We start from the raw sequence: 23719 nt of genomic DNA, 5'->3' as shown, positions 1-23719 counted from the left end.
ATAGATATTTCTGAGAAACGCCGTAAACTATTTGATATTGATTAATGATTTATTGAGTGTATCATGAAGCGACGGCATGTACTCAGGACCGCTAGTGGAATCGCTGCGGCAGGCGTCCTCGGCACGACTATCACCGGAACGGCGGCGGCAGACTGTGACGTGGTCACGCCGAATGGTCCCTTCCCTCCAGAGACCGCCGAGGAGAACTACGAGGCGTTCACCTCGAACGAGACGCTCTACGACCGGCTTCACCAGCTTGAGAACCGGACGAACGTCGAGTACGAGGAGCTCGGAGAGACCTGGCAGGGTCGACCGATCCCGTACGCGAAGGTGGGCAGCGGCGACTTCCACATCTTTCACACTAACCAGCAACACGGCGACGAGCAGCCGGCCACCGAGGCCGCACTCCGAGTGCTGCGAGATCTTGGCAACGGACAGGGTCGCTCCGACATTCTGGACGAGTTGACGATCCACTTCCTCGTTCGACACAACCCGGATGGCTGGGCACCCGCCGACGACAACGAGACGCCCACGCGAAGCAACGGCCGGCCGGATGACATCTGTCACGACGGCCCCTACTTCGGACGGAACCAGTGCGGCCCGTCCGACCCGAACCGCCAGCACTACTTCCAGTTCAACGAGGAGACCCTCGCCGAGGTCGACGGGGACGCTTTCGACGAGGAGATCGGCATTCCGGACGAGAACCCCTCTCCAGAGACCCAGGCGATGATCGACAAGGTTGAGGAGGTCGACGCTGACCTTATTGTCGACTGGCATACGCAGTTCACCTACCACGACCAGAACTGCGACATGGTCAACGTATCACTAGCCTGGCCGTTCAACCCGCACGCGCCCGACGACGCAGTCAACCTCTCGAAGCAGGTCGCCGGCGCGTTCTGGGACGGCGTCCAGGGCCGCGCGAACGGCAACGCCTCGATCTTCCCCGGCGGTACGACAGCAAACATCTGCCGCAACGCATACGGGGTGGCCGGCCGCGGCAGCGTCCTGGTCGAACAGCGCGGCCAGGCACCCGAACTGAACAACGCCTCCAACGGTCGCATCATCCGCCACTCGCTGAACATGTACGAGCGGCTTCACGAGGAGGCTGCCAGCGGGGACCTAACTGAGCGGGATCCGGACTACGCCGACGGGCTCTGGGATGTCGGTCGGGACTGGTTCTGGCGGGATCTCCCCTCGGCAGACCTGGACGAAGAGGTCGAGGAGTACTGGGAAGAACACCTGAATTCGCACTAGCCCCGCCGCGGAGACGGAACGGTTTAGACTTTTTTCCAAGTGACGGTCGCCGAGTGATACGTCGAAATACGGTGCATTCGCCTGCTACCGGCAGCTGTTCGAGTCTCGAGAAGAGAAGCGACAGACTGCACTCTCGCCAACCGTTGACGCCGATGAGCCGCTGGGGACGCTCATCGGCTCCCTGGTCGTTCGTGGAGATGACGTCCACCGACTCCGCCCCAAGCTCGAGCACTCGCTCGAGACGCCAGCAGCACTCGCTGAGGACGCTCCCGAGTTCGCAGTCCACGTCTCCCTCTCGACGGCCGACCGGACGGCCTATGCAGCAGCTGCGACGCGAATCCTCCAGTCTAAGAACCTCCGACCGACTCGAGGTGTCATTTCGCTGCTTCACGGATTGGCTGGCTCACCCTACGCCGCTGCTCGAGCCTTGCAGCAACTCGCTACCGAAGACGACTGTCGAGAGCTTCGGCCGGATGAACTCCGCTATACACTGGGAACGCTCGAGCCCGAGCAGTTACTCTCTACCTCCCACCAACGGTTAGCAATTCCAGTTCCGAAAGGCAAAACAGACAAGTCATTACCGCAGTAATCATTATGTAGCGTATGACCTTCTACGATCGAGACGACGAACTCACCGCATTAAACACCGCCTTCAAATCGTCCGGTCATGCCTTCTATGTCGTATATGGCAGACGTCGAGTTGGGAAAACAGAGCTGCTCAAAGAATTCTGTTCTGAACAGGACCACATATACTTTCTCGCAGCCCAGGAGGCCGAACACCGTCAGCGGGAGAAATTCGTCGAACAAGTCGCAGATGCTTTCGACGATCGCATCCCTCGGATCGATGGCTGGGACGATGCCTTCGAATACCTTGGCGAGAAGCTCACGACAGATACCGTCGTGGTGGTTATCGACGAGTTCCCCTATTTAGTCGGCGAAAATGACTCACTCCCATCGTACCTTCAGTCGTTTGTCGACGAACACCTCCAGAATACAGACTCGATGCTCGTTCTCTGTGGATCGAGCGTGAGTACGATGGAGTCAGAGGTGCTTGGTCATGAAAGTCCACTGTACGGTCGACGAACGGGGCAGCTCGATCTTCAGCCGTTCTCGTTCCAGCAGGCCAGAGAAGCCATCGGATACAATCTTGGAGATGCAATTCGATCGTACTCGGTGACCGGTGGGACACCGATGTATCTCACGCTCTTTGACTACGACGACCCGCTCGCTACAAACATTCAAACACGAATCCTCTCGCCAACGGCTGTCCTCTACAATGAGCCGGAATTTCTCTTACGAACGGAACTGCGCAATCCTGCTCGATACATGAGCATCCTCGAGGCCGTCGCGCTTGGTCATACAACACCAAATGAAATTTCCGNGAACTGCGCAATCCTGCTCGATACATGAGCATCCTCGAGGCCGTCGCGCTTGGTCATACAACACCAAATGAAATTTCCGGAGCAACAGGAATCGATTCGGGGCCCCTCTCGAAGTATCTCCAGACGCTCCGTCGGCTCCGGCTCATCGACCGCAAAATTCCTGTGACGGCGTCTGCGAAGAAATCGAAGCGCTCGCGCTATTACGTCGCCGACGAGTTCCTCCGATTCTGGTTTCGCTTCGTCGAACCAAATCGCTCGAGTATCGAAGAAGCACCACAAGTCGTCTTCGAGGGAACGATCGAACCGAATCTTTCGACCCATACCGCACGGACATTTGAAAATATCTGCCAGGAAGCGATCTGGGAAGAGATCCGGCAGGAGAACCTCGAACCATACTCGGAGGTTGGACCATGGTGGTATGGGGAAACCGAGATCGATATCATTGGCCTCGCTCCTGATGATGATCGAATTCTCCTTGCCGAGTGCAAATGGACCAATGAGCCAGTTGGTCACGCACTCGTAGACGACCTTCGATCGAAGACAGAGAACGTTCGATGGGGTTCGCCTAACCGAGACGAACAGTTTGCACTCTTCTCAAAAAGTGGTTTTGTCGGTGGACTCGAGAAGGATCTCGGCAATAATTGGACACTCTTCGATCTAGAGGACCTCCGTACACTCTTCCCGCGNTTCTCAAAAAGTGGTTTTGTCGGTGGACTCGAGAAGGATCTCGGCAATAATTGGACACTCTTCGATCTAGAGGACCTCCGTACACTCTTCCCGCGGCAGTGAGGACTCACGGTGTCTCCTCGATGATTTCGACGCGTCCAGCATCTCCATCTACTCGGATCCGCTGGCCGGTTTCGATTCTGTCCGTAGCGCCGTCAACGACAACCGATGGAATACCGTACTCACGTGCTACTAACGATCCATGGGAAAACACACCACCGACGTCAGTCACCAAACCGACCGCGTTGAGAAACAACGGCGTCCAACCGGGGTCAGTATACGGACAGACGAGAATTTCGCCCTCTTCGATTTGCTGTGTTCGTGGGTCATGAACTACCCGTGCAATCCCTTCGGCAGAACCGCTTGACGTTGCCACGCCGACGAGCCCGCTATCGTCTTGATCTGGAGAGCTGGTTCCACGTGGAATCTCTCCATTGCTCGTAATTACGCGTGGTCCGCGAAGCGTTCTGTGTGCCCGATATTCTGCCTTCCTGCTTTCGAGATCAATGTTGAGGTCTTCCCACGCTTCCGGGTCCTCGAGTGCCGTAAGCAACTCTTCAAGCTGAAGTAACCAGACGTCATCAACATTCTGGAGCTGGCCCTCTCGCTCGAGTCGCTCACCTGCTACAAGCACCTGTCGTCTAAATTCCGCCCATAGATGCGTATAGGCGTATTTCGGAGTCTCCCTTGTCGACTTGTAATTTCGATACCGGGAGGCGAGTGGTTTGACAAGTCGTCTACGGATTGACCCAAAGAACCCGCGATCAGCGATATCCTCGAGGCGGGCAATCGCGACATCAGCATCTGCTTCCAGCTGGTTCAGTTTTTCTCGGTGTTCACCTGAACAGCCGCCCGCGAGTCGCGACCGTATCGTCGACAAAAGCGGAGATGGATCCTCACAATATCGTGGTTGACTTGGGTCGAGTTCAGAGGAGGCACGGTGTCCATACGTCTGCATGAATCGGTCGAACGCAGCGACGAACTCGGTACTTTCTTCCAAGTCACGAATTTCGTCGATTTCGGCGCCAGATTCGAGAGCCTCTGCTACAGCTGGTGATTCTCGTGCGATATCCGCAAGATCACCTAGCTCGAGAACCATCGAGATGGTTACGTTGTCCCGTAGCCCCTTATCGAGTGCCTCAAACTCAGACTCACAGTCGGGACAAAGCCAGCGAAGAATGCGTCTCGAAATAAATCCAGCCGTTGTCTCGAGTTGTTTCGTTGCCGTCCACCCAAATTTCGATGTTTCTGAGACCGTGCGACGGATTCGATCCGATTCTGATTCTGCCGTCTGTATCGAGATGATCGCTTCTTCTACATGCTGTTCGTATTCGGTTCGCACCTTACTCGGGAATTGCTCGTAGTTTGGGTTAAGAAGCCCCCAAACCGTGCGTGCACCTCCGACAGCAGCAGTGCGTGCAAATGTCCGTATGGCACCGAGATATGCTCGAAGTGATCCATCTCCAACAGCAGGGGCAGACGATAACTGGTCGCCTCGACACTCGACGATCTCTCTTTGGGGGACAACGCCTGGTTCGTCCATTTCTTCGATCCCGGCAAGCCACTTTTGTGCGAGGCGTTCTGAACGCAACATCGGCGTCACATCGAGGTAGACGAAGCCGCCGGCACCAGCAACCGATGTGAACTCAGAGGGATGATACGCAAACAAATTTTCGAGGGTCCACATCGTGTACTGACGAACGTAGTCGACCGACAGTGGGGGCATAGGATCGATCATCCCCTGGCGGTGATTGTAGCTGTAATAGACGTGCAGTCCGTCGTCGTTTGGGGCCGGTGTAGGGACAGGAAACAACGACGTGATCGGGCGTGATTGAAGTATCCAAACTTGATCGTTAGTGATACTCCACTCGATGTCCTGAGGGGGCCCGAACAAGTCCTCGATTCGATTCCCGTAAGAGACCAGCCTCAGTACTTGTTCGTCCCTAAGTATTCGCTGCTGATCTGAGAACTCCATCGAGTCCTCACTGTGACTGGATCGGTATTCGATAATGTCGTTGGTTTGTTTATCGACACGGACGTTGTCTGCCGTTACCGTCCCTGAGACGACGGCTTCCCCGAGCCCACTAGCAGCATCGATCGATGCAATGGTTCGATTGCCAGTAAGGGCGTCTGCTGTAAACAACACACCAGAAATGTCTGCATCTACCATTCGCTGGATAACGACTCCCATAGCAACGTCATCATGTGAAATGTCGTTGGCCTTCCGGTAGGAGATTGCACGGTCAGTAAATAGACTCGCCATGCATTCAGAAACGGCATCAAGTACCTCATCATGGCCTGAAACATCGAGAACAGTGTCGTGCTGGCCAGCGAACGACGCAGTGGGGAGATCTTCTGCAGTTGCACTTGAACGGACAACGTACGCCTCTTCAGCCTCGAGAAAACCGTCTATCGCTTTGCTCACCACCTTGGGTATCGGCTGGTTTCGGATTGACTCCCGCAATGTTGCTGCTGTGGGTTTCAACTCATTCGCACCAGAAGACCGGTCTAATTGCTGAACCAGGTCTGCAATCTCCGCTTCGGCAGTGAGGTGATCGTATACAGCAGTTGTTACACAAACTCCCGTTGGGACTGGAAAGCCAGCAGCGAGCAATCGTGCGAGATTGGCGCCCTTCCCACCAGTGTGGCGTAGATCTAATGCTTCTGGGTCGGTCAGCGGAAGCACAGATGCTGTTTCTGCATTCAAGTCCATACCTCTCTATGGATCTATGACTACAAGCAGATTTCGGTCATGAGGTTGTGACTGTAGAATCCGTAGGGTTATGATTTAATAAAGTCTCTAATTGAACATGCGAGGATTCAGTGATGACGAACGGGCTCGAATCAGAGACGGCCTAATCGAAACCGGGAGAGAACAGTTCCTGAAGTACGGTCCAGAACGAACTCGAGTGAAAGACATCACCGACCCGGTTGGAATTGCCAAACCTACCTTCTACCAGTTCTTCGACTCAAAAGGAGAGTTGCATCTCGAAATCATCTCGCGCGAGACCGAGGAATTCGTCGAACTTCTCCAAGAAGAAATAGAAGCAACAGATGACGTCCGTCAGGGTGTAGAACGTCTCTTTACCAGCTACCTCCAGTTTATCGAGCAAAACCCAAATTTACACAAACTGATGTCTGGAAACCACCCCAGAGAACTCTTCCGGAACGTTTCACAGGAACGAATCGACGAGGTCCAACACCAATGGACTGCATCATGCATCCCAATAATTGAACGACTTCAGGAGAGAAGTGACGGAATATTCGCATCACACGATCCTGATATGGTTTTAGCTCTCCTAAGACCGGTTGGACTCCTGCATCAGTACGGAAAAAGCGGAACAACGCGGAGCGAAGAAGAAATCACGGAAGTACAGCAAATGCACATTGATACACTTGTTCGAGGACTCACCTGCAACAGCGAGTGAGATACGAATCGAGTTCATACGTGGTTCGGGCGCACTATGCCTGTCGCTCGACCCGCGCCCAAAGACGCGGGTATACGCTCGCAGTATGTATCATGCGATCGGTCCACGGCTTTGCCGGCTCGCTCGTGCATCTATTCGATGCTCTTGGAACCGACGTCACTCGCGAACTCCGAGTGCCGTCCGGGCTCGACACGAACTCACTGAAGGAACTCGCGACGTCGATCAGCATTTCGACGGTAATTCAGTCGAAATACGGTGCGTTCGCCTGCTATCGCCAGCTACTCACCGAAGGCAGCCAGGCCATTCAGATGGGGTCACTGCTCGGGCAGCAGCCACTTTTTCACACAACTCCGTAGCAACTGAGTCTCCTTCTCTCTCCGATCTACTACCGTGTGTAGTTAACCAACAAGAGCCCCTGTATTGCACCCATTGTTGGTTAAGCAGGCGATCTTGTGATCGGCATCAATCTGCTATGTACAGGGCGAGTGGGTAACGGACCGGTACTTGATCCTCCGACATTTGTCAAAGTAGTATCCCGGATACAGAGGATGCATCTATCATGGGAAGCGTGTTGGAAGTTGTATTTATATGGCCACGCCGGTTCCGACGACTCAATGCCCGACACTCGGGATTCTCCGGAAGCACATCAGGCGTACGAGAGACTTGCAGCTGGATACGACCAAAAGGGCGATACACGACCCGCGAATGCCTATCTCGAACGGCCAGCAACTCTCTCGCTGCTACCCGATGTGACAGAAGCCTATATTCTCGACGCTGGGTGTGGGGCGGGTCACCTCACCCGTGAACTCGTCGATCGTGATGCAGGTGTTGTCGGGCTTGACGTGAGTCGCGAGATGCTCACGTATGCACGAGATCGGGGCCCCTGATGCCGACTTTCTTCAAGCTGATCTCGGTAGTAACCTCCCGTTCGATGCCGACATCTTCGACGGCGTTGTCAGTTCGCTGGCGTTTCACTACGTCCGAGAGTGGGGGCGATTGTTCCGACAACTTCGTCGCGTCCTCAGGCCCGGAGGCTGGATGGTGTTCTCGGTTCAACATCCCCACGCCGACTTTGAGGAGTACGAGGACGCGCAAAACTACCACGAGAGAGAGCGGGTCTCCACGACATGGGATTCGTTCGGAGACGAAGTAGTGGTTCCAGCGTACCGCCGACCCCTTGCAGCGATGGTAACCCCGGCACTCAACGCGGGGTTCCGACTCGAGCAACTCGTAGAGCCGACACCAACAGAGGAGTATCGTCGGGCGGATCCAGAACGGTACGAGTACGAGGCTACTCGTCCGAACTTTCTCTGTCTCCGCTTCCTTCTTCCTCCGTGAGAGCATCTCTCAGAACCGATAGAAAAACACACGCCAAAACCCGATAGGAGGAAAACAGTAGAGGGGAATACTGGTGGAACGACGCACCAGCGAAGGGAGGGGGAGACATCCCTTCAGCTGGCGGGTAACTGGAGACTGCAATGCCCTTGCGGGCACTCGAATACATGAAGTCCGGGGGTATTGAACACATAGATTGTAGTAGTAAGTTAAAGAGTTTTAACGCGAATTGCAGGACCTTTCACGAGGTGCTCTCGCTGGAATCCTCGGAGCTCATCACCATTAGAGGTCGACGTACTGGGATTCCCACTCTCGGCGGGCTTTCAGTTCATGTTCACCTTGACTCGTAACTGAATAGACGTTCGTTCGACGGTCCGCCTGGCTCTTCTCGATAAGTCCTTCCTCGGCGAGTGTGTCGAGGTTTGGATAGAGCCGGCCGTGATGGACGTCCTTCTCGTAGTAATCCTCAAGCTCCTCGTGGATAGCAAGTCCGTGCGGATCATCGAGACCACTCACAACATAGAGCAAATCACGTCGAAATTTGGTGAGATCGTCCATATCAGGATTAGTGTTTATTTTAGACCCATAGAATCTGAGCTAACGCTCATCCGTGTAGTGGTTGTTCTACAGACGAAAAAAGAGAAGAGATCAGAGAGAACGGCAAGCGGTAGTATAGCTAATATGATGACATACACAACTCCGAGCAAAAGGTTCTCCCAGACACTGTGGGTTGAGAACTTACGAGATCTAAGAGAGTATTGAAGGGCCTTGATGAGTTGTGTCGTTTCTGGGAACACGGCCTTTTTTCTGCTCATTGGCAATTCTTACCACTGTGATATGTATTCACTCGCTATAAACACACTAGTTTTAGTTTCCTACAGACAGCTACAAATGTGCTTGTGAAAACCTATTTTTTGGACAAAGAGAAGAATATCTAGAGTTCCCATCAGCTATTTCCAGAAGTGCTTTCATTCAGTGACCTCGTACATCTCCTATCTGTTCTAGGCGAAAAATCTCGCCCATCAGGCCAGGCGTGGATAGGCTGTCATGGTGGATCCGCTCGAGCAGCAATCGCCTTCTCAGATAACTCCATAGCAAAACGGTGTCTTGTTCTCTCTCCGATCTACTACGTGTAGTTAACCAACGTCACCCCTCTATACCGCACCATTGGTTACTCTCCACCATACGTTGCCGGGATGCACTTACTTTCCGCTGCTTTGCGTAAGGACGACTCGTGCTAACCAACAAGACCCTTTCCAGACACCCTGATGTTGGTTAACCTCGAGGGCGACGTCTGTCCTTAACCAACGGTTGGCAGATCAAGGAGCCTCGTGTTGGTTAGTCCTCGTCGCCACTTTCCCGATCGCGACGCGCCTGCCGGCCGGCCGGTGTGTCGGGCCAATCGTCGCGCTGGTACTCACCGGGTTAGATGATGAGAACGATGGCTGACGCTTCTCGACCGACTCTCGACATCGACGCCATCCGCGAAGCCGCCGACTACTGGATTCGATCTACCTACTCGGAATCGGGCCGGGCGATCCATGCCCCCAGCAAAGAGAGCACGCGAGACGAGCCGAAGACGCCATGTCGCCACACCCCCCGCGCTGGGCACTGGCGGACTGTCGAACTCGATCATCTCGATGACGGCCTCCTCAAGGAGTGGCTTTGTAGCGAGTGTGCCGCCAAATCTCTCGGTGAGGAGTATCAACCCGGTGGCGACAACGTCGATTACTCACGGACGCCGCTAGACCGACTCGCCGAAGCAGGCCTCCTAGAAGCTACGTACCGACAGCGGTCCTTCCTCCCCCTCTACGTAACCGCTATTTTGACGAAGTACGAGAATTCACAGGGATCCAGAGAGGTTACCAATCTCCCCGCATTCCAAGGCTGTACTCGAGGCCCTGTTCAACGGCCTCCATCCGCTCATCGGGGATTGATCCGACGACCTCAGTTATCCGCTGGTCAATCGGCACTGTCCGGATTTGGCTGCAAAGAGCGACGGAGTCCTCGCGGAGTGCACACTCATCAGCCGAAATTTTGACCTCGAAGGGGTATAGTCGATCCCCAAATGACGTCGTGAACGGAACGACAATCGTCGTCGGTGCGTTTTCATTTCCGACGTCATTCTGTACGACGAGACACGGGCGGGTTCCGCGTTGCTCGGAGCCTTTCGTCGGATCTAACTCAACAATGACAATATCGCCACGCCGAACATGCATCGTTACTCGAGCTCCGGCACGTCACCAAGATAGTCGTCCGCCTCACGCGACGCTCCCTCGAATTCCTCGGCAATCTCACGATCACGCTCTGCTCGAGCGCGATATCCTTCTGCCAAGTCCTCTCTCGAGACTGGCTTTTTAATTACGATTTTGTCTCCCTCCACGCGGAACTCAAGTTCGTCGCCACCACTAATGCCAAAATCCTCTCGAAGCTCTTTTGGAAGCGTTACCTGTCCACGCTCTCCCACGCGTCGAGTTTCTCCGTTGGATGCTGCCATACATATTCAATTCATATTCATACATAAAAAGGCGTCGGTGGGTTGTGTCACAAATCACTGCTGTCTAGAGCGTATCACCGAACGAGAAAACCGCGAACTAGCGTTCGCACGGAAACAGGTTGCTACTGGGGAAGCAGTCATCCTAAATACTCATCGCCACGATATACTTGGTCCGATGACACCCAGTCATTGCTTCGTAGAAAATAGTTACTCACTGCTGTCGAGTTGTTCAACAGTGAGTTTGTGGCCTGTTTCCTGGCCGTGTTCCCGGATCACTTCTGCAGATATGTCCTCTTCCGTAGTAACCTCCTTCGAGAAGGGACACTCTCTGCACACAATACGGACCTTCTTTGGGCGTTGCTTGGAAGCCATTATGACTAGTCTTGAATAGTCGTCTCCTGAGTAGAAGAAGGGCTCGCATACGAACAGCGGAAAATCTATCTTAGGCGATCTTTTCCCAGGAGCGGCTCAACCTTTCCAACTCACTCAGATGGAGCTACCTCGATATCGCCAGTGCCGGAGACAACGACATCGTAGCCAGCATACTCAAAAGAGACCGACTGCAGACTGGAGCTCCTCTCAGCGCCGACCAAGTCGTTCAGTGCCTCTGGGTTAATCGCATTGCTGAGGGCCGGCAACTCGAGTGGATCTGTTCCAGCAGCATCGGCAACTGCAGAAACGACTGCAACAACGGGTGTCATCTCGTGATGAGGACTCTGCTTCGACACTGGAGTTCCACTCGTCTGCTGACCAGGTGAATTTGGCATAGCACGGACTGCCACATCCCTGCATAAATTGCTTCGCAAACAGCCGACCCGTCCTCAGTGATCGTTTACCGGGGTTGAGTACATCAGCTCGGCGTTCACGGCTAACACGTTCGGGAGCCAACCCCGAAATATCGCTTCGAGCCCGTAGGTCAATCAAGAGATTGATAATGACTCCAACGAGTATCCCGAGTGTCGCGCACCACCCAACGCGACACCGCTGCTCAGCACCCCACCCTGCACCTGGCCACCGGCATCAGCTCCCCACCTGACCGGTGGCCCGTTTGCAACTCCTTCCACCCCTTCCCGAGGACGTCTTCACAGAGAAGCTTCAGCTACTGCAACAAAGAGAGAGGGTCTATTTGTACAGGCCCCAAATAAGAATCCGATGTCAAGCGATTCGGATCCATCTTGGGAATATACCTTTGGGTCCCCAATTGATCTGCCTTCAACGTTTGAGGGGCTCAGCATCCAGTATCTGGACGTCAACGAGACCCGTGCACTCGTGATCTACCAGACTGCAATCCTCAATCTCGAGGTAATCGAGGGCGAACTCTCGGCTGCAAATCGTATCGAACTCGAAGTGTATGAAGATCCTCGAGAGGACTACTCTGCAGACACAGAGAAAAGCAGTAGCTCAGTCGTCGACTCACTCCTCGACCAGCTTACTTCTGTGACTAACTCATCGCTTTCAACTAGAAACTAAATCAGAGGATACAGTTCCTCCCGGAATCGTAGCTCGAGGCTGACAATCGCATACGACAGGGATAACAATATACAGGTATAAGGATAAGTCACCATGGACGACCTTACAGGATTCCAGCGAGACCTGCTGTACGTCATCGCAGCCGCCGATCAGCCATCCGGTCAAGACATCAAAGACGAGATTGAGACCTACTATAGCACCGAGATCAACCACGGGCGGCTATACCCAAATCTCGATACCCTCGTCAACAAAGATCTCGTCGAGAAAGGCGAACTCGATCGGCGAACGAACTACTATGCCCTCGCGGATGAAGGGGATGAAGCCATTGAGGAACGCCGCGAGTGGGAATCACAGTACGTCGACCTCTAACTCGGCCGTTCTTCGAAACTAACATCGAACCGATGGAAAGGAGCCGTCAGCTCGAGCATTCACTCTACGTTAATGAACAGCGCTGTCTGTCTCGAAAAGCAGCAGTAGTGAGACTAGATCGAATTAAAGGAATTATCGGTAGTGGACTCTTCTTCCTCCTTCTCTTGACCACTGTCATCCTCAGCTTCAGGCTCACACTCGGGATCCGGCCGCTGCTCTGGCGTTTCGGGCGCAGGCACAGGCTCCTCGGGCTCTCGAAGTGGTACTGCATCCCGATCGGTACTTTCAGCGTCGCTGTTGTCTCCGTCCGTGGTTGGCTCATCAGCGCTTTCGGGCTCCGTTCCCACCGCGATCTCAGACTCGGATTCGGGTTCTGCCGACTCAGTGGTGACACCGTTAGTCGACTCATCTAGCCAGGTGCCAATCGGAATCGCCGCTTCGCTGCCGACGTCGAACAGAAGCAACTCCGGCTCACCCTCGAGGTCGCGATCATCGTTCGGCACAATTGCAATTCGGAATTCCTCAGGCTCGGGAACGGACTCGTGACCGTGCTCGCGGAATATCGCTTCCGGAATCACCGGCTCGTAGATGTGCGTCCAGTCGTCGGTAAGCGGACCCTTCCCGCCGTACTTCCGCTCAACATCGCCGCTCCGTTCGACGACATAGGTGGTATCCTCGGGATCGTAATGGACGGTCGCAGGCGCATCAGTCGGGTCACGCTCTCGGTACTCTTTGGGACTGTCGAACCGAAGGTATGTTTCGTCAGTGTCCCGGTCGCGACAGACGATCGCGCCACTCTGGAGTTCAATCCATTCGGTCGAGACATCTTCCGGCACGATGGCGAGCTTTTCAGTACCCGAATCGTCGCGAGCCATCTCGAGCTTCCCACGGGTGTAGAACTTCCGAGCAGCCCCCGTCGGCGTACGAATCGACGTGAACGGATCACTCCCATCGGCACCGAAGATCGATGCCAGGCGCTCGGCATTCCGTGTGAGACCATCGTCACCACCGTCGCCGACGACGAACAACAGTTGCTCAGGACTCGGCGCCTTCGCCGCATTTTTAATTGGGCCACCCGGCTTCGAGAGGCCCTTTGACTCGGCTTCAATGTACAACGTCTCTGTTCCCGAAAGCTCGAGGATCTCTGGGTACTCGCTCTCGAGACGCGACTGAACGATCTGATCACGCTCATCTTCCGAAAGATCACCATCAGGAACGATCGACGGTGGGACTTCACCAACCGCGTCCGGCAGTTCGTCGCCGTCCTGCGTTGGCAATTTCATCTCGTATCCGGACCGTGTCCCCCACTCGTAGACCTCTCGAAGCATGTGCCGGTGTTTGCTCTTCCCACCAGAACCACCCGAACCGGTCTCCAGCCCAATCTGGCCGCGTCCCTCTGGTGTCACCGTAATCTCCAGTCCATCGCTCGTACTCCGCTGCTCGAGTGCACCGGCTGCCTCCAGACGCTCGACGATGTTCGACGCCTGCGTGTACTCGAGGCCGGTCGCATCGGTCACTGCCTGCTCTGCGGCCGGTGTCTCAACGGACGTCGACTCCGCTCGAATCGTTTCGTCGTAGATGGCCTTCAGTGCTGCCTGGGCCGCTTCAACATCGTCGACGTCCATCGGTTCTTCGACGCTACTCGAGGTATTCTCACGGCCGGCTGCAGTCGCTGCGTCGGACTGGCCAGTACCAGCAAAGAACAAGCCGTCCAGGACCTCCCGACCAGACTGGCGCTCGATCCCGTAACGTTCCGTCGACTGCTGGATCAGATCGAAGGCTTCCTCGATTGAGTGCAGTGGCGGGTACGGCGGAGTCAGCTTTGCCATGAACGAATCGTCCTCATGGCGCAGCTTCGTCTGAGCGTGGTAGTCGGGGATCTGGGTCAAATCTCGAGGATCCTTCCCACCGAATCGATCGGACAGCGCTCGAGCCTCATCTGGCAGCAGTGGATTTAACGAAACCAGCGTGTTGCAGTTCGACAGAATCGCCTGCTGAGCCTCAGCGTCCAGCTGATGGAGCGTCTGCGTCGCCAACAGCAATCCAAGCTTCTTCGAACGAGCTTTTGTGAGCATCTTATCGATCTGTGATGCTTCAGTGAGAACATCATCACACTCGTCGATCATTAGGAAGTATGGGTCGTAGTCCCCGCCGGAGGTATTTGCTCCGGCGAGCTCGCGAACCTTCTTCTCGGACGGATTGATCCGGTCGTTCACACAGGTCCAGACCCGGCGCATAACCGCCGTCGCAACCATTCGCTTTGCTTCGCCGGGCAGGTCGTTCTTGCAGATGATGATCTTGCCCTCGTTGACCGCCTCGGCAATCGAGACGTCGGACTCACGTTGGGCCAGAATCTGGCGAGTAATCGGGTTCTCGACCCAGTCCTTTAGCCGACCTACGAGTGCGTCGAGCTCTTGCTCTGTAAGTTCCTCGGCAATCTGTCGTGTATAGACTTCGAGAAACGCGATGTCATCGTCATCAGCCGACGCGATCAAATCCGCGTACTCCCTGCGGTTCTCCTCATCAAGCAACGCATAGTACAGCTCGAGTGGCGTGAACTCGAACTCGTGGCGAATCATCCCGCGGACCATCGTCTTCATCACCCGGTCCATCCGATTCCCCCAGAAATCGCCGGCCTTGAGCAATTCCTTGAAGTCGTCGACGATCCCTTCGATCTCCTCGTCAAATCCAGTCTCGTCGGGCTCGTGGTAGGTCTCGAAGAGATTGAACCCGACCGACTTGTCCAAGAAATCGTCCCCCGGCGCAATGTAGATCACGTCATCCCAACGATCCTCCGGAACCCGTCGTAGGAGGTCGTAAATATCGTCGCCCTTCGGATCGATAATCGTGACGCCATGGCCGCCGTACATGAGTGCCACGGCGTCATTGTACATTTTCGTCGTCTTCCCTGTCCCTGTCGAGCCACCATAGAAGACGTGCCGAAAGAGCCGGTCGAACTCTACCGGCACCTCGCGGCCGGAACTCTCCGAGACGCCGATCCACAGCGGCTGTCGGGGCACCGCCTGTGCGTTCTCGATCATCGCTCGAGGCCAGGCACCAGCGTAGGTCTCGATCTCCTCCTCGACCGGATCGTAGCGCTGGATCGCCCACTCCTTATTATTGATCAAAACGGGCTCGCTTGGATCGTCTTCGCCCTCAATCCGGGCACCGAATTTCTCCATCTCTTCAACTGGTTCGCCATCGTCGCCGAATGGTAGAGTCATGTTATGCGGACACCTCCTGATCTCGCTCAGAACTGCGGTCATCTAGCTCGCGATCGCCATCGGACGGCTGACTATCGGCGTCAACACTCCAGTCGTTGTACTCCTCAGGATCGCTCCAAGTCGAGGGAATATCGTACATCCACCAATCAGCGCCCTCGAGGCCGACCGACCGAAGCTCCTTCTCCCATGGAACGGTCCCAGAATCGTGGAACTCCGAAAATCGTGGTGCGTTCGCTGGGACGTCACCGGCGTGAGAAGTGAGCGACCAGTCGACGTCCTGGGTGTTGATATCGTCGTTTGGGATATGAATCAGACCAGCAGCTCCCCGAACACCCATGATCATCTTTCGATCCGCACGGGTGCGGCCATAAGCCCGCTTCAACTCAGCCAGCAGCGGCTTGTCGTACAGCGGAACGACCTCGAAGCCCTGCTCGGTCTTACTTTCGTAGTAGCCGTCAAACTGCTGGGCGGTCTCCGCTACCCGTCGAACCGCAGAATCGGGATCATCCGAGACACCGACAATTCGGAGATTCATCCGGAAGCCCTTCTCACCACGCTGTTCGCGGACGATATTCGAGGCCTGCTTGTCCTTGTTCGACGCCTCTCGCTCCTCCCCGACGATCTCGTACTTCTCGGGGAACAACTCATACTTCAGCGCGTGGAGGAACGACTCATCCTTGCGTGGACTCTTGAGTTCATCAGCAATGTCGTCAATCGACGACGACAACAACCCACCTTTCCACCAATCAGCTGGCGCCGGCTCGAAGATCGTCTGCACGGCCAGGTCGGTCTCGATATCTGACTCACGCTCACCGATCATCTCCGCAGTGATCGAACCGTAGGGGTCGTTTTCGAACCCCTCGATGTCCATGTGCTTGATCGGGTACAGATGCTTGCCGTCCGAACGTTTCCGAAGCCGAAGGTAGGCGCCGGCGACGTAGCGACCNCCCTCGATGTCCATGTGCTTGATCGGGTACAGATGCTTGCCGTCCGAACGTTTCCGAAGCCGAAGGTAGGCGCCGGCGACGTAGCGACCCTCCTCGAGAGGCAACAGCGCCGGCCGATCATGCTCCGAAACGTCAATATGGGCGTCGGGGTAGAACGTCTCGAGCTGGCGTTGCATCTGTTTCTGAGACTCGGTCGTCGCCATCACCCACTGGAAGCCAACCAATCCATTGATGTAGCGCATCTCGAACGAGTGTGTCGGACCCTCTGCCGACCCGAACAAACCACCCCGACCGGGATTATGGACAGCCGTCAGTAGATCGATCGCATCCTTCGGCCCGCCGCCGTCCTTGCTCGGCTGGACGGCGATCGACTTGCGCTCAGGCAACTCCCCATAGAGCTGCTCCGCTAACTCCGGCGTAACCTCGAGAGCCTCGTAGCCATCATCAAGTCCCAGCTTCTGCTTCGTCGCACACACGGTCCGATTTCCGAGTCCCATCAGGACCACCTCCAGCCACAGACATCGTCGTACTGCTGCAGATACGACGCGTAGTCCTCGCCGTGCTCGGAAGGATCGTACATCAGCGCGACTGCCTCTCGAGGATTTTGGTCGTGATCCATCCGGACGCGCCCGGGGTAACAGCCCTCGTCGTCAACTCGCAACAACACCTCCGAGAATCCATCCGCAAGGTTCCCCTTCTGGAGGTTGTCGATCAAGTCGGCTTCATCAACAGAAAGCCCCAGGCGCTTGCCCCACTTTTCGTTCATTCCTTCGACATACTGGTAGATCTCCATCGACGAGAGCTCAAGCATGACCTCAGCGTTATCCGTCAGATGGACATTCCCCTCTCCGTCGGTACCGAAGAAGTCCTTGTGCGATTGGGTCCCGGCACCGATCGAGAGATCCCAGTGACGATGGTGGCGATACTTCTGACTTAGACTCTTCACCGTCATATCGTCGCGAAGCAGGTAGTGGAACTCGTCGCAGAAGATCTTCCCCGGCTCGGGACGGGACTTGACCTCGTTGTACAACAGGTCCAACAAGAGGTGCATCATAAGTCCACCACCCTCTTCGTCGCCCTCCTTGAGCTGCAAGTCGGCGTAGACGAAGTCCGTGTCCTCGAGGTCGACCTCAGTCTCGTGAGCGAGGTGCTCGAGATGACCCCCGTCACGGAAGGGCTCAACGTGGTTGTTGATCACCGCCGTCGCCTTCTCCTCGCGATCGCGAACCTGACTCTCGTTCGACGAATCCTCGACGTACGCAGCACCGTCGCTAGACATATCGTTGATGATCTCGAGGACATCATCGGCCATCGTCGGCGCCTTACCGTCGTACCCCTCTGACTTGCGATACTCGGGATCGTGGGTCTTCGGTTCCTCGGTGATTCCCTTCTTCTCGCCGGCACGCTTGAGCGCCTTCGTCCAGATCGCCCGATACTGCGAGAAATCGAAGCCCTGCATCTTGTAGTAGAGCTCCAAGAAATCAAGTCCCGAATCGAGCCACTCGCGGTACGGCGCCGAGTGACCGATCGCATCGAGCTTGTCCTCCGGCGTCGGTTTGATGTCGAACGGGTTGATGTTGGTCGACCCAACGACGATCCGCTCACCACCGAAGATCTCCTGCAAGTTCGCGAACTCCTGGAGTGGGTCGATCACGGCGATGAACGAATCGGGATTGTCGACCTTGTAGCGCCAGAGGTACTGACTCGAGGTGACGGTCTTCCCCGCACCGGTCTTGCCGACGATCACCCAGTTGTACCCCGCGTCGCGTTTGTAAACGTCGACAGCAAGGGGCTCGTTTGTCGCCATGTTCTCAGCGAGTTCCACACCCGAGGGCTCGTGGAGATTCGTTGTCGTCCACGGGTTCATTGCCGCAAGAGCCTCCGATCGAACCTTCACCTTCTGGTCGACCTTGTCCTGACAGGCCGGTGCGACCGTCTGATGACCAACATCGTGGTTCTGCCGAAGGACCGAGACCTCCGCGCTCATGTCGGACATCTTCGCTCGAATCGAGCGAATGGCCCGCTTCAACGCATCCGGGTTGAACGACCGAACCTCGATGTACGTCTGGGCCTCAAAGATGTCATGCTCGCTCTGTAGGTACGAGTCAAGCGCTGCCTGTGTTTCATCGGCTTCATCACGATAGCGACTCGCGAACATCTCCACCCGTGAATCCTTGACCCGTTCGTACTTCTTCCGGAGCGCATCAGCGTAGTCCTCGAGCTCCTGTTCGGCCTTGTCCTGATCGATCGTCTCGATGTGAGTCGCGACGTTCGTCTGTACCTCCGCGTCATCGAACTGTAAAATTGGCTCAAGGAACCCTTCAGGCGGATCCTTCGGGTAGCTCGAGATGAACATCGTTGCCGCATAGATCTCGCCGTCAATCCGAAGATGATTCCTGCCGCCATCCATCCAGGAGCGCTCGATCTCCTCAGGAGCCAGCAAAGAAATGTACTGCTCCTCGAGTTCCTCGTCGGTAAGAGCGATCTGCGCACTCCCTGGAGACTCCGCGACTTCGACTGAATCCGAAGTCGGCTCTTTCGTTGTGACACCGCCATCAGTCGTCGCCTCTGGTCGCTCAATCGAGTCCGACTGTGCCGTGGGGTCTGAATCATCCGAGCCGCTTGCCCCTTGATCAGCAATCGCAAGCTGGTTGTGCCGCCTCGAGAGTGTCGTCCTCGGATCCCGTTCGGCCTCAACATCCAGATGCGCGTAGGTCACATCGTACTCCGGATCAGAGACTTCGCCGACTTCGACCCCCTCCTCCGTGACCGCTGGTGCCGGAATAGGACTCTGCCGAACCAGAGACGTATAGTCGGCATGAGCATAGACGTTCGCCGCCTGGTAGTGATCCGCCGCCACTTGTGAGAGCTCTTCACTTGGGATTGGGTGTCCGCTCACGTCCTCGAGACGTCGAATTGAGTCACTGATCGTGTCGAGGCGGTCCTCGAGCAACGTGATCATCTGCGGAATGTGCTCGCCGTTCTGCTTGAGCTGGTGGACCTTCCAGTGAGTATACACCCGTCCGAGCACTGGAATCGACGTGAGCCCACCCTCGACATCGTCTTCAGTGACGACGTCGCCTGGCGCGACCTCCACAATCAGATACGGATCGACCGTGTACGTCGAGAGGTCGTACATCGAAACGACGTCAGCACGCTCCTGGCACAGATCTGCGAGCACCTTCTTGCCGAACTCGAGTTCGGAGTAGTCGACCTCACCGGATGCTGTCTCACCGTCAGCCGTCGTGAGAATCTCCTCTTCACGTTTAGAGTAGCGCTCAATCCGGGGTGTGTAGTCGACCATCCGCATGTACTCCGCAATCTGGATGTTGCCCTTGACCGCCGTATCGAGCACCTTCGCGTAGAAGCGGGACTGCCGTTCCCACTCCTCTTCGCTCGAGGTGACCATGTTCGCCGGCGAAATCCGAACCGCACCAATCACGTGACCATCGTCGGTCTCGACCGCCGGTGTCCCGTGATAGGGTTTCGTGTACTGTACAAAGTCCTGAGTGCGAACCGGACCCTTTGACTTGTCTTCTGGTGAGTCTGGACCACGGACTGAGGAAAGGTAACGGAGTCCTGTGAGGGGAATCGACGCTACCCTCCCGAAGAGAGAATCGTTCGTTGGCTGTGCAATACCGGAGTCGGTGGGATTTCTATCGAAGAGCATGGTTGGTTGCTGCGAAAACGATCGAAGCACTGTCTCAGCGTAGAAGCGAGCGGTCATCCAGGGATCCTTCGCGACGATGAAACCGAAGCCGGCGAACAACCACACGATCGCCACGGTGTACGTAAGCGTACCCAGCAGACCGCCGATCATCTGCCGACCGATAAACCAGATTATCGCCGGCGGCGCGACCGCCGCCAGAACCTCCATCTTACTCATTCCGAGGACAACCTGATCGCTTGTCCCGGTGTGGATTACTTTGTGGTCGATACCGTCTGACGGACTGGTACTCTTGCTCATTTGCGGTAGTGGTCTGACTGCGTACGGGCCCGCTCAGCTTGCTTTGAATTCCGTGCACGATCCTGCCGACGCTGTGCCGCCTTGCGACGCTGATCCGGCGTCACGCCCGCCCCCTGCGTTGTACTCGAGGTGCTCGAGCCACCCGAGGACGAACCCGAGCTCGAGTTGGCTGACTGCCCACCATCGGTTCGAATCGGTCGTCTCGAGTTCACAGAGGACTTCGCCCGCTGGGCTGCTTCCTTCGACCGATTCGCCGCTGCGGCACCCGCCCTCTCGCCGCCACGCTTGAGACGCTCTGTCGCCGACCGCGTCCGTTCGCCGCCAAAGACCGACGCTGGCCGCGGCGACGGTGCATACCTCGAGACGACCGATGAAGCGGTCCCGACTGCGGCCCCGCGCATCGAGAGCCCAATCAGGAAGAACGATCCGCTCACAGTAAACGGAATCAGCACTGCGAGCGCGAAGATTCCAAGCGTCGCCAAGAAATTGAGCAGCTCCCAGGGGAAGAGCTGCCAGCCGACGGCGTTCGCAAACGCGAGCAAAATCGCCGTCGGGATGTTCATCACCAGCAGCCCGTACCACTGCCAGATGAAGAACGAGCCGACCTGCTTCACCCGGCGATGACCGCCCCAGTAGGCCAAAATGAAGAAGATAGGCAACACAGCCGGATACACAAAGAGAAGAACATGCCGAGTCGCGTGGATCAACCCAAGGGCAGCGCCGCCAACCCATCCCTTGAAATAGAGGATCAGCGCTGTCGCCACGCCACCCGAGTAGGTCGTTACCTCCGAGTCAAGCACATCTTCCCCATCGGGAAGGAACAACTGCGCCGCCGCATCACTCAGCGCGTGCATGAGTGTCGCGAACTCCCAGACGGCGACAATCATCATCACGACGAATACGCCTGAAGCGAGTATCGAGCCGACCTTCCGACGTGTGATCGCTGTGATCGCCGGTGCGATCAACATCAACAACGCCAACAAGAACATGACCGACATCGCCATCGGCATCACTAGGCCAAGGTAGACCTCCTCGTAGACCGTCACGTAGTTCTCTGTGGCCATCGCATCGTAGAGGCCAGCTTCTTTATGCGACGGCGTTTGTTCGCCTTCCTCGAGAGCCTCGGGCGTACCCAAGATACCGAAGGCACCGTCGTTGTTGATCGTCGGCGTCCCAAGGGCCTCGTTGAAGACTTCCTCAACAAAGAAGCTCATCGCGCCAGCAAACATCTCGGTGAGTCGTTCCCAGACTTCTTCAGCTGCGTCCGCCGGGTTCAGTGTGTTGCTGACCGCACTTCCGGCGCCACCAAGAATCGACCGGCCTGCGGACTCCTCCTCATCCTCGTTCTCCTCGAGATAGAGTTCCTCCAACTCCTCGCGGTCCTCACTATCCTCAATCTGGAGCGGTTCGTCATCTCCATTCTCGAGTCCATCGCCGGACGCATTTTCAGACTCATTCTCAGTGGGACCGTCATCGGTCTCGTCGACCCCAACACCAAGATCATCATCTGAACCAGCCAGTGCATCAGACTCGTTGTCAGCGTCATGTTCGTCATCTTCCGGCGGTTCCCAGACACTCTCGTTGTCGTCAGTACCATCAGTCTGAAACACCACCTCATTCGCTGAGATACCAGCGTCAGCAGCAGCAAGACCCGGTATGGCGAGTGCTCCGACGCTACACAGTACTGCGATTAGAAGAACAATTCGGGAAATTCTCATTGGTGTGTGAGTTTAGACGAACGGCGAGCAGCCTTCGCCGACGCCTGGTCCTCCTGCGTATCCAAGAGCGATATCGATGAACTGGACGAAGAAGATGAACGCGATCACACCGACGATCGGTCCAATCATCATCAGACTCCCAACTGCCGTTGAACCAGTAAACAGCGGCACTGCTCGCAGAACCAGCCCAAGCATGAAGATCAGAAACAGCGCGCCGAGGATGACCTGCCAGGCCATCATCTGAATATCGAAGATCATCAGCCCAAAGCCCTCGCCACAGATGTCTGTTCCCTCTCCTTCCTGTGCTGCAACTGATTGCGATGCAATCAGCGAGACAACACCCATGAAAACCATTGTTCGCACCGGCGTCAGTAGCTGACGCTGGAGCGATCCCCCCTGTTGTTGTGTGAGATCCTCGAGCTCTGCTCGGCTCTCGTGAGCCGACTGCAGAACCCATAGGAAGAGTTTCTGGAGAACCGTACGATCCCGATCCGTACCCGCAGTAGGTTTTTCTTCGGTCATTTGTATTCTCAAAGCCTCACCAAGCCATTAGCAACTCATACACACTCTATCAGTGAGACTTCTATGAGTAGTGTCTAGCCTCAGAACAATAAATCTATTCCTTAACAGTATCTAAACTAGTTATTGGTGCCATCCGATTCTTAGCGGAGATTTATGTGAGTGAGCACTAACCCCGCATAGTGTGATACGCAGCACAGATCTGCCAACCACACAGCCATGGGGTGCTGGGTGATCAGTATGGCGGATAGCAACGAAACCGATACTGACGAAGATGATTCCAAATCAGTCAACATCGAGATTGAAGGGAAAAACAAGACTCGCTATGTCTCTGTTGAGTTCCCTTCCGAACAGTACCAACGTCTCGACGAGGTCAAAGAACAGCACGGGCTCACCTGGCGCGGGCTTCTGATGCACACTCATCGCCAGCTCGATACCCCGGAAATAGAGAGTTCGGACCAGTACGAACAACTGAACGAAACTCGCCAGTGGCATGGATTCACTTGGAAAGGAATGCTCCTGTATGCGGGCCGCGATCTTGAGGGTCAGGCATAACTCAATCCTCACAGAAATTTAATCCTGAGACGGCTACGTCACGCCAATTCCGATTCCGAAGAAGAAGAGTATCATCCAGAGCACACCGCCCGACACACGCCGGATTGCACCGTGGTTATGCGGATCTCCAGTGAGGATCCACAAAACGACGCCAGACGCTGCAATAACGAGTGCTGAAAGTAATCCGAATCCAGAATAGGCCATATAGGCGCCTAAGAACGTTAGCACCGCGAAAAACCGTGCAGCAGCGGCATTTGATCTGGTGAGGAGACCTGGCATCTCTGTTTTTGCATAGTATAATCTCATTCTATAAATGTATTTTGGTGAT

Annotated in this window: 15 protein-coding genes and 2 pseudogenes; 7 read left to right on the top strand and 10 right to left on the bottom strand. The window is 55.7% G+C overall.

Going from position 1 to position 23719, the window contains the following annotated elements; all coding sequences use genetic code 11:
* The first annotated feature begins 63 nt into the window (after positions 1–63).
* Together C491_RS15080 and C491_RS15075 are read left to right on the top strand one after the other, a co-directional pair.
* Positions 64–1254 (top strand): M14 family zinc carboxypeptidase, encoded by a 1191-nt coding sequence (locus C491_RS15080; RefSeq protein WP_083909357.1) that lies wholly within the window; start codon positions 64–66, stop codon positions 1252–1254.
* A 603-nt stretch (positions 1255–1857) separates the two neighbouring features.
* A pseudogene (locus C491_RS15075) lies at positions 1858–3425 on the top strand (ATP-binding protein).
* Between the two features lie 4 nt (positions 3426–3429).
* On the opposite strand, the gene C491_RS15070 reads toward C491_RS15075, so the two are convergent.
* Positions 3430–6075: a PEP/pyruvate-binding domain-containing protein gene (locus C491_RS15070; protein WP_049892110.1), complete on the bottom strand. Its 2646-nt coding sequence runs from the start codon at positions 6073–6075 to the stop codon at positions 3430–3432.
* A 97-nt stretch (positions 6076–6172) separates the two neighbouring features.
* Here C491_RS15070 and C491_RS21930 point away from each other — a divergent pair, with 97 nt between their 5' ends.
* Both C491_RS21930 and C491_RS21925 read left to right on the top strand, forming a co-directional pair.
* Positions 6173–6790 (top strand): TetR/AcrR family transcriptional regulator, encoded by a 618-nt coding sequence (locus C491_RS21930; RefSeq protein ID WP_005557803.1) that lies wholly within the window; start codon positions 6173–6175, stop codon positions 6788–6790.
* Positions 6791–7570: 780 nt separating this feature from the next.
* A pseudogene (locus C491_RS21925) lies at positions 7571–8128 on the top strand (class I SAM-dependent methyltransferase); the annotation flags it as partial.
* A 279-nt stretch (positions 8129–8407) separates the two neighbouring features.
* Here the strand turns inward: C491_RS21925 and C491_RS15055 are convergent.
* The 4 genes from C491_RS15055 to C491_RS21920 form a co-directional block, all read right to left on the bottom strand.
* A complete protein-coding gene (locus tag C491_RS15055; RefSeq protein ID WP_005557798.1) occupies positions 8408–8683 on the bottom strand; it encodes a PadR family transcriptional regulator in 276 nt (91 codons plus the stop codon).
* Between the two features lie 1304 nt (positions 8684–9987).
* The gene (locus C491_RS15050; RefSeq protein WP_005557797.1) at positions 9988–10344 is read right to left on the bottom strand and encodes a type II toxin-antitoxin system PemK/MazF family toxin; all 357 of its coding nucleotides are present in this window, start codon (positions 10342–10344) and stop codon (positions 9988–9990) included.
* A gap of 2 nt (positions 10345–10346) precedes the next feature.
* Positions 10347–10622, bottom strand: a complete 276-nt coding sequence (locus tag C491_RS15045; protein WP_049892105.1) for an AbrB/MazE/SpoVT family DNA-binding domain-containing protein — start codon at positions 10620–10622, stop codon at positions 10347–10349.
* A gap of 482 nt (positions 10623–11104) precedes the next feature.
* Positions 11105–11323 (bottom strand): HalOD1 output domain-containing protein, encoded by a 219-nt coding sequence (locus C491_RS21920; RefSeq protein WP_083909356.1) that lies wholly within the window; start codon positions 11321–11323, stop codon positions 11105–11107.
* Between the two features lie 451 nt (positions 11324–11774).
* Here C491_RS21920 and C491_RS21915 point away from each other — a divergent pair, with 451 nt between their 5' ends.
* Positions 11775–12092: a hypothetical protein gene (locus tag C491_RS21915; RefSeq protein ID WP_083909355.1), complete on the top strand. Its 318-nt coding sequence runs from the start codon at positions 11775–11777 to the stop codon at positions 12090–12092.
* Between the two features lie 93 nt (positions 12093–12185).
* Positions 12186–12461, top strand: a complete 276-nt coding sequence (locus C491_RS15040; RefSeq protein ID WP_005557792.1) for a helix-turn-helix transcriptional regulator — start codon at positions 12186–12188, stop codon at positions 12459–12461.
* 113 nt (positions 12462–12574) lie between these two features.
* Here the strand turns inward: C491_RS15040 and C491_RS15035 are convergent, their stop codons facing one another.
* The 4 genes from C491_RS15035 to C491_RS15015 form a co-directional block, all read right to left on the bottom strand.
* Positions 12575–15727 (bottom strand): type IV secretory system conjugative DNA transfer family protein, encoded by a 3153-nt coding sequence (locus C491_RS15035; protein WP_083909354.1) that lies wholly within the window; start codon positions 15725–15727, stop codon positions 12575–12577.
* A gap of 1401 nt (positions 15728–17128) precedes the next feature.
* Positions 17129–20599 carry a VirB4 family type IV secretion system protein gene (locus C491_RS15025; protein WP_005557790.1) on the bottom strand — a complete coding sequence of 1157 codons (3471 nt, stop codon included), beginning with the start codon at positions 20597–20599 and terminating at the stop codon, positions 17129–17131.
* Positions 20596–22317 (bottom strand): hypothetical protein, encoded by a 1722-nt coding sequence (locus tag C491_RS15020; RefSeq protein WP_083909353.1) that lies wholly within the window; start codon positions 22315–22317, stop codon positions 20596–20598. The genes C491_RS15025 and C491_RS15020 overlap by 4 nt, the downstream gene beginning before the upstream one ends.
* Positions 22318–22329: 12 nt before the next feature.
* Positions 22330–22839: a hypothetical protein gene (locus C491_RS15015; RefSeq protein ID WP_005557786.1), complete on the bottom strand. Its 510-nt coding sequence runs from the start codon at positions 22837–22839 to the stop codon at positions 22330–22332.
* Positions 22840–23076: 237 nt separating this feature from the next.
* Between C491_RS15015 and C491_RS23510 the strand changes: the two genes are divergently transcribed.
* Positions 23077–23391: a hypothetical protein gene (locus C491_RS23510; RefSeq protein WP_193787543.1), complete on the top strand. Its 315-nt coding sequence runs from the start codon at positions 23077–23079 to the stop codon at positions 23389–23391.
* Positions 23392–23424: 33 nt separating this feature from the next.
* Here C491_RS23510 and C491_RS22585 read toward each other — a convergent pair whose 3' ends face one another.
* The gene (locus C491_RS22585; protein ID WP_152421348.1) at positions 23425–23670 is read right to left on the bottom strand and encodes a hypothetical protein; all 246 of its coding nucleotides are present in this window, start codon (positions 23668–23670) and stop codon (positions 23425–23427) included.
* Between the last annotated feature and the right edge of the window lie 49 nt (positions 23671–23719).

Source organism: Natronococcus amylolyticus DSM 10524 (genome assembly GCF_000337675.1).
In the GTDB taxonomy this organism is placed as follows: Archaea; Halobacteriota; Halobacteria; order Halobacteriales; family Natrialbaceae; genus Natronococcus; species Natronococcus amylolyticus.
Note: the sequence above shows the minus strand (reverse complement) of the source record. Positions and strands in the feature narration are given on the sequence as shown.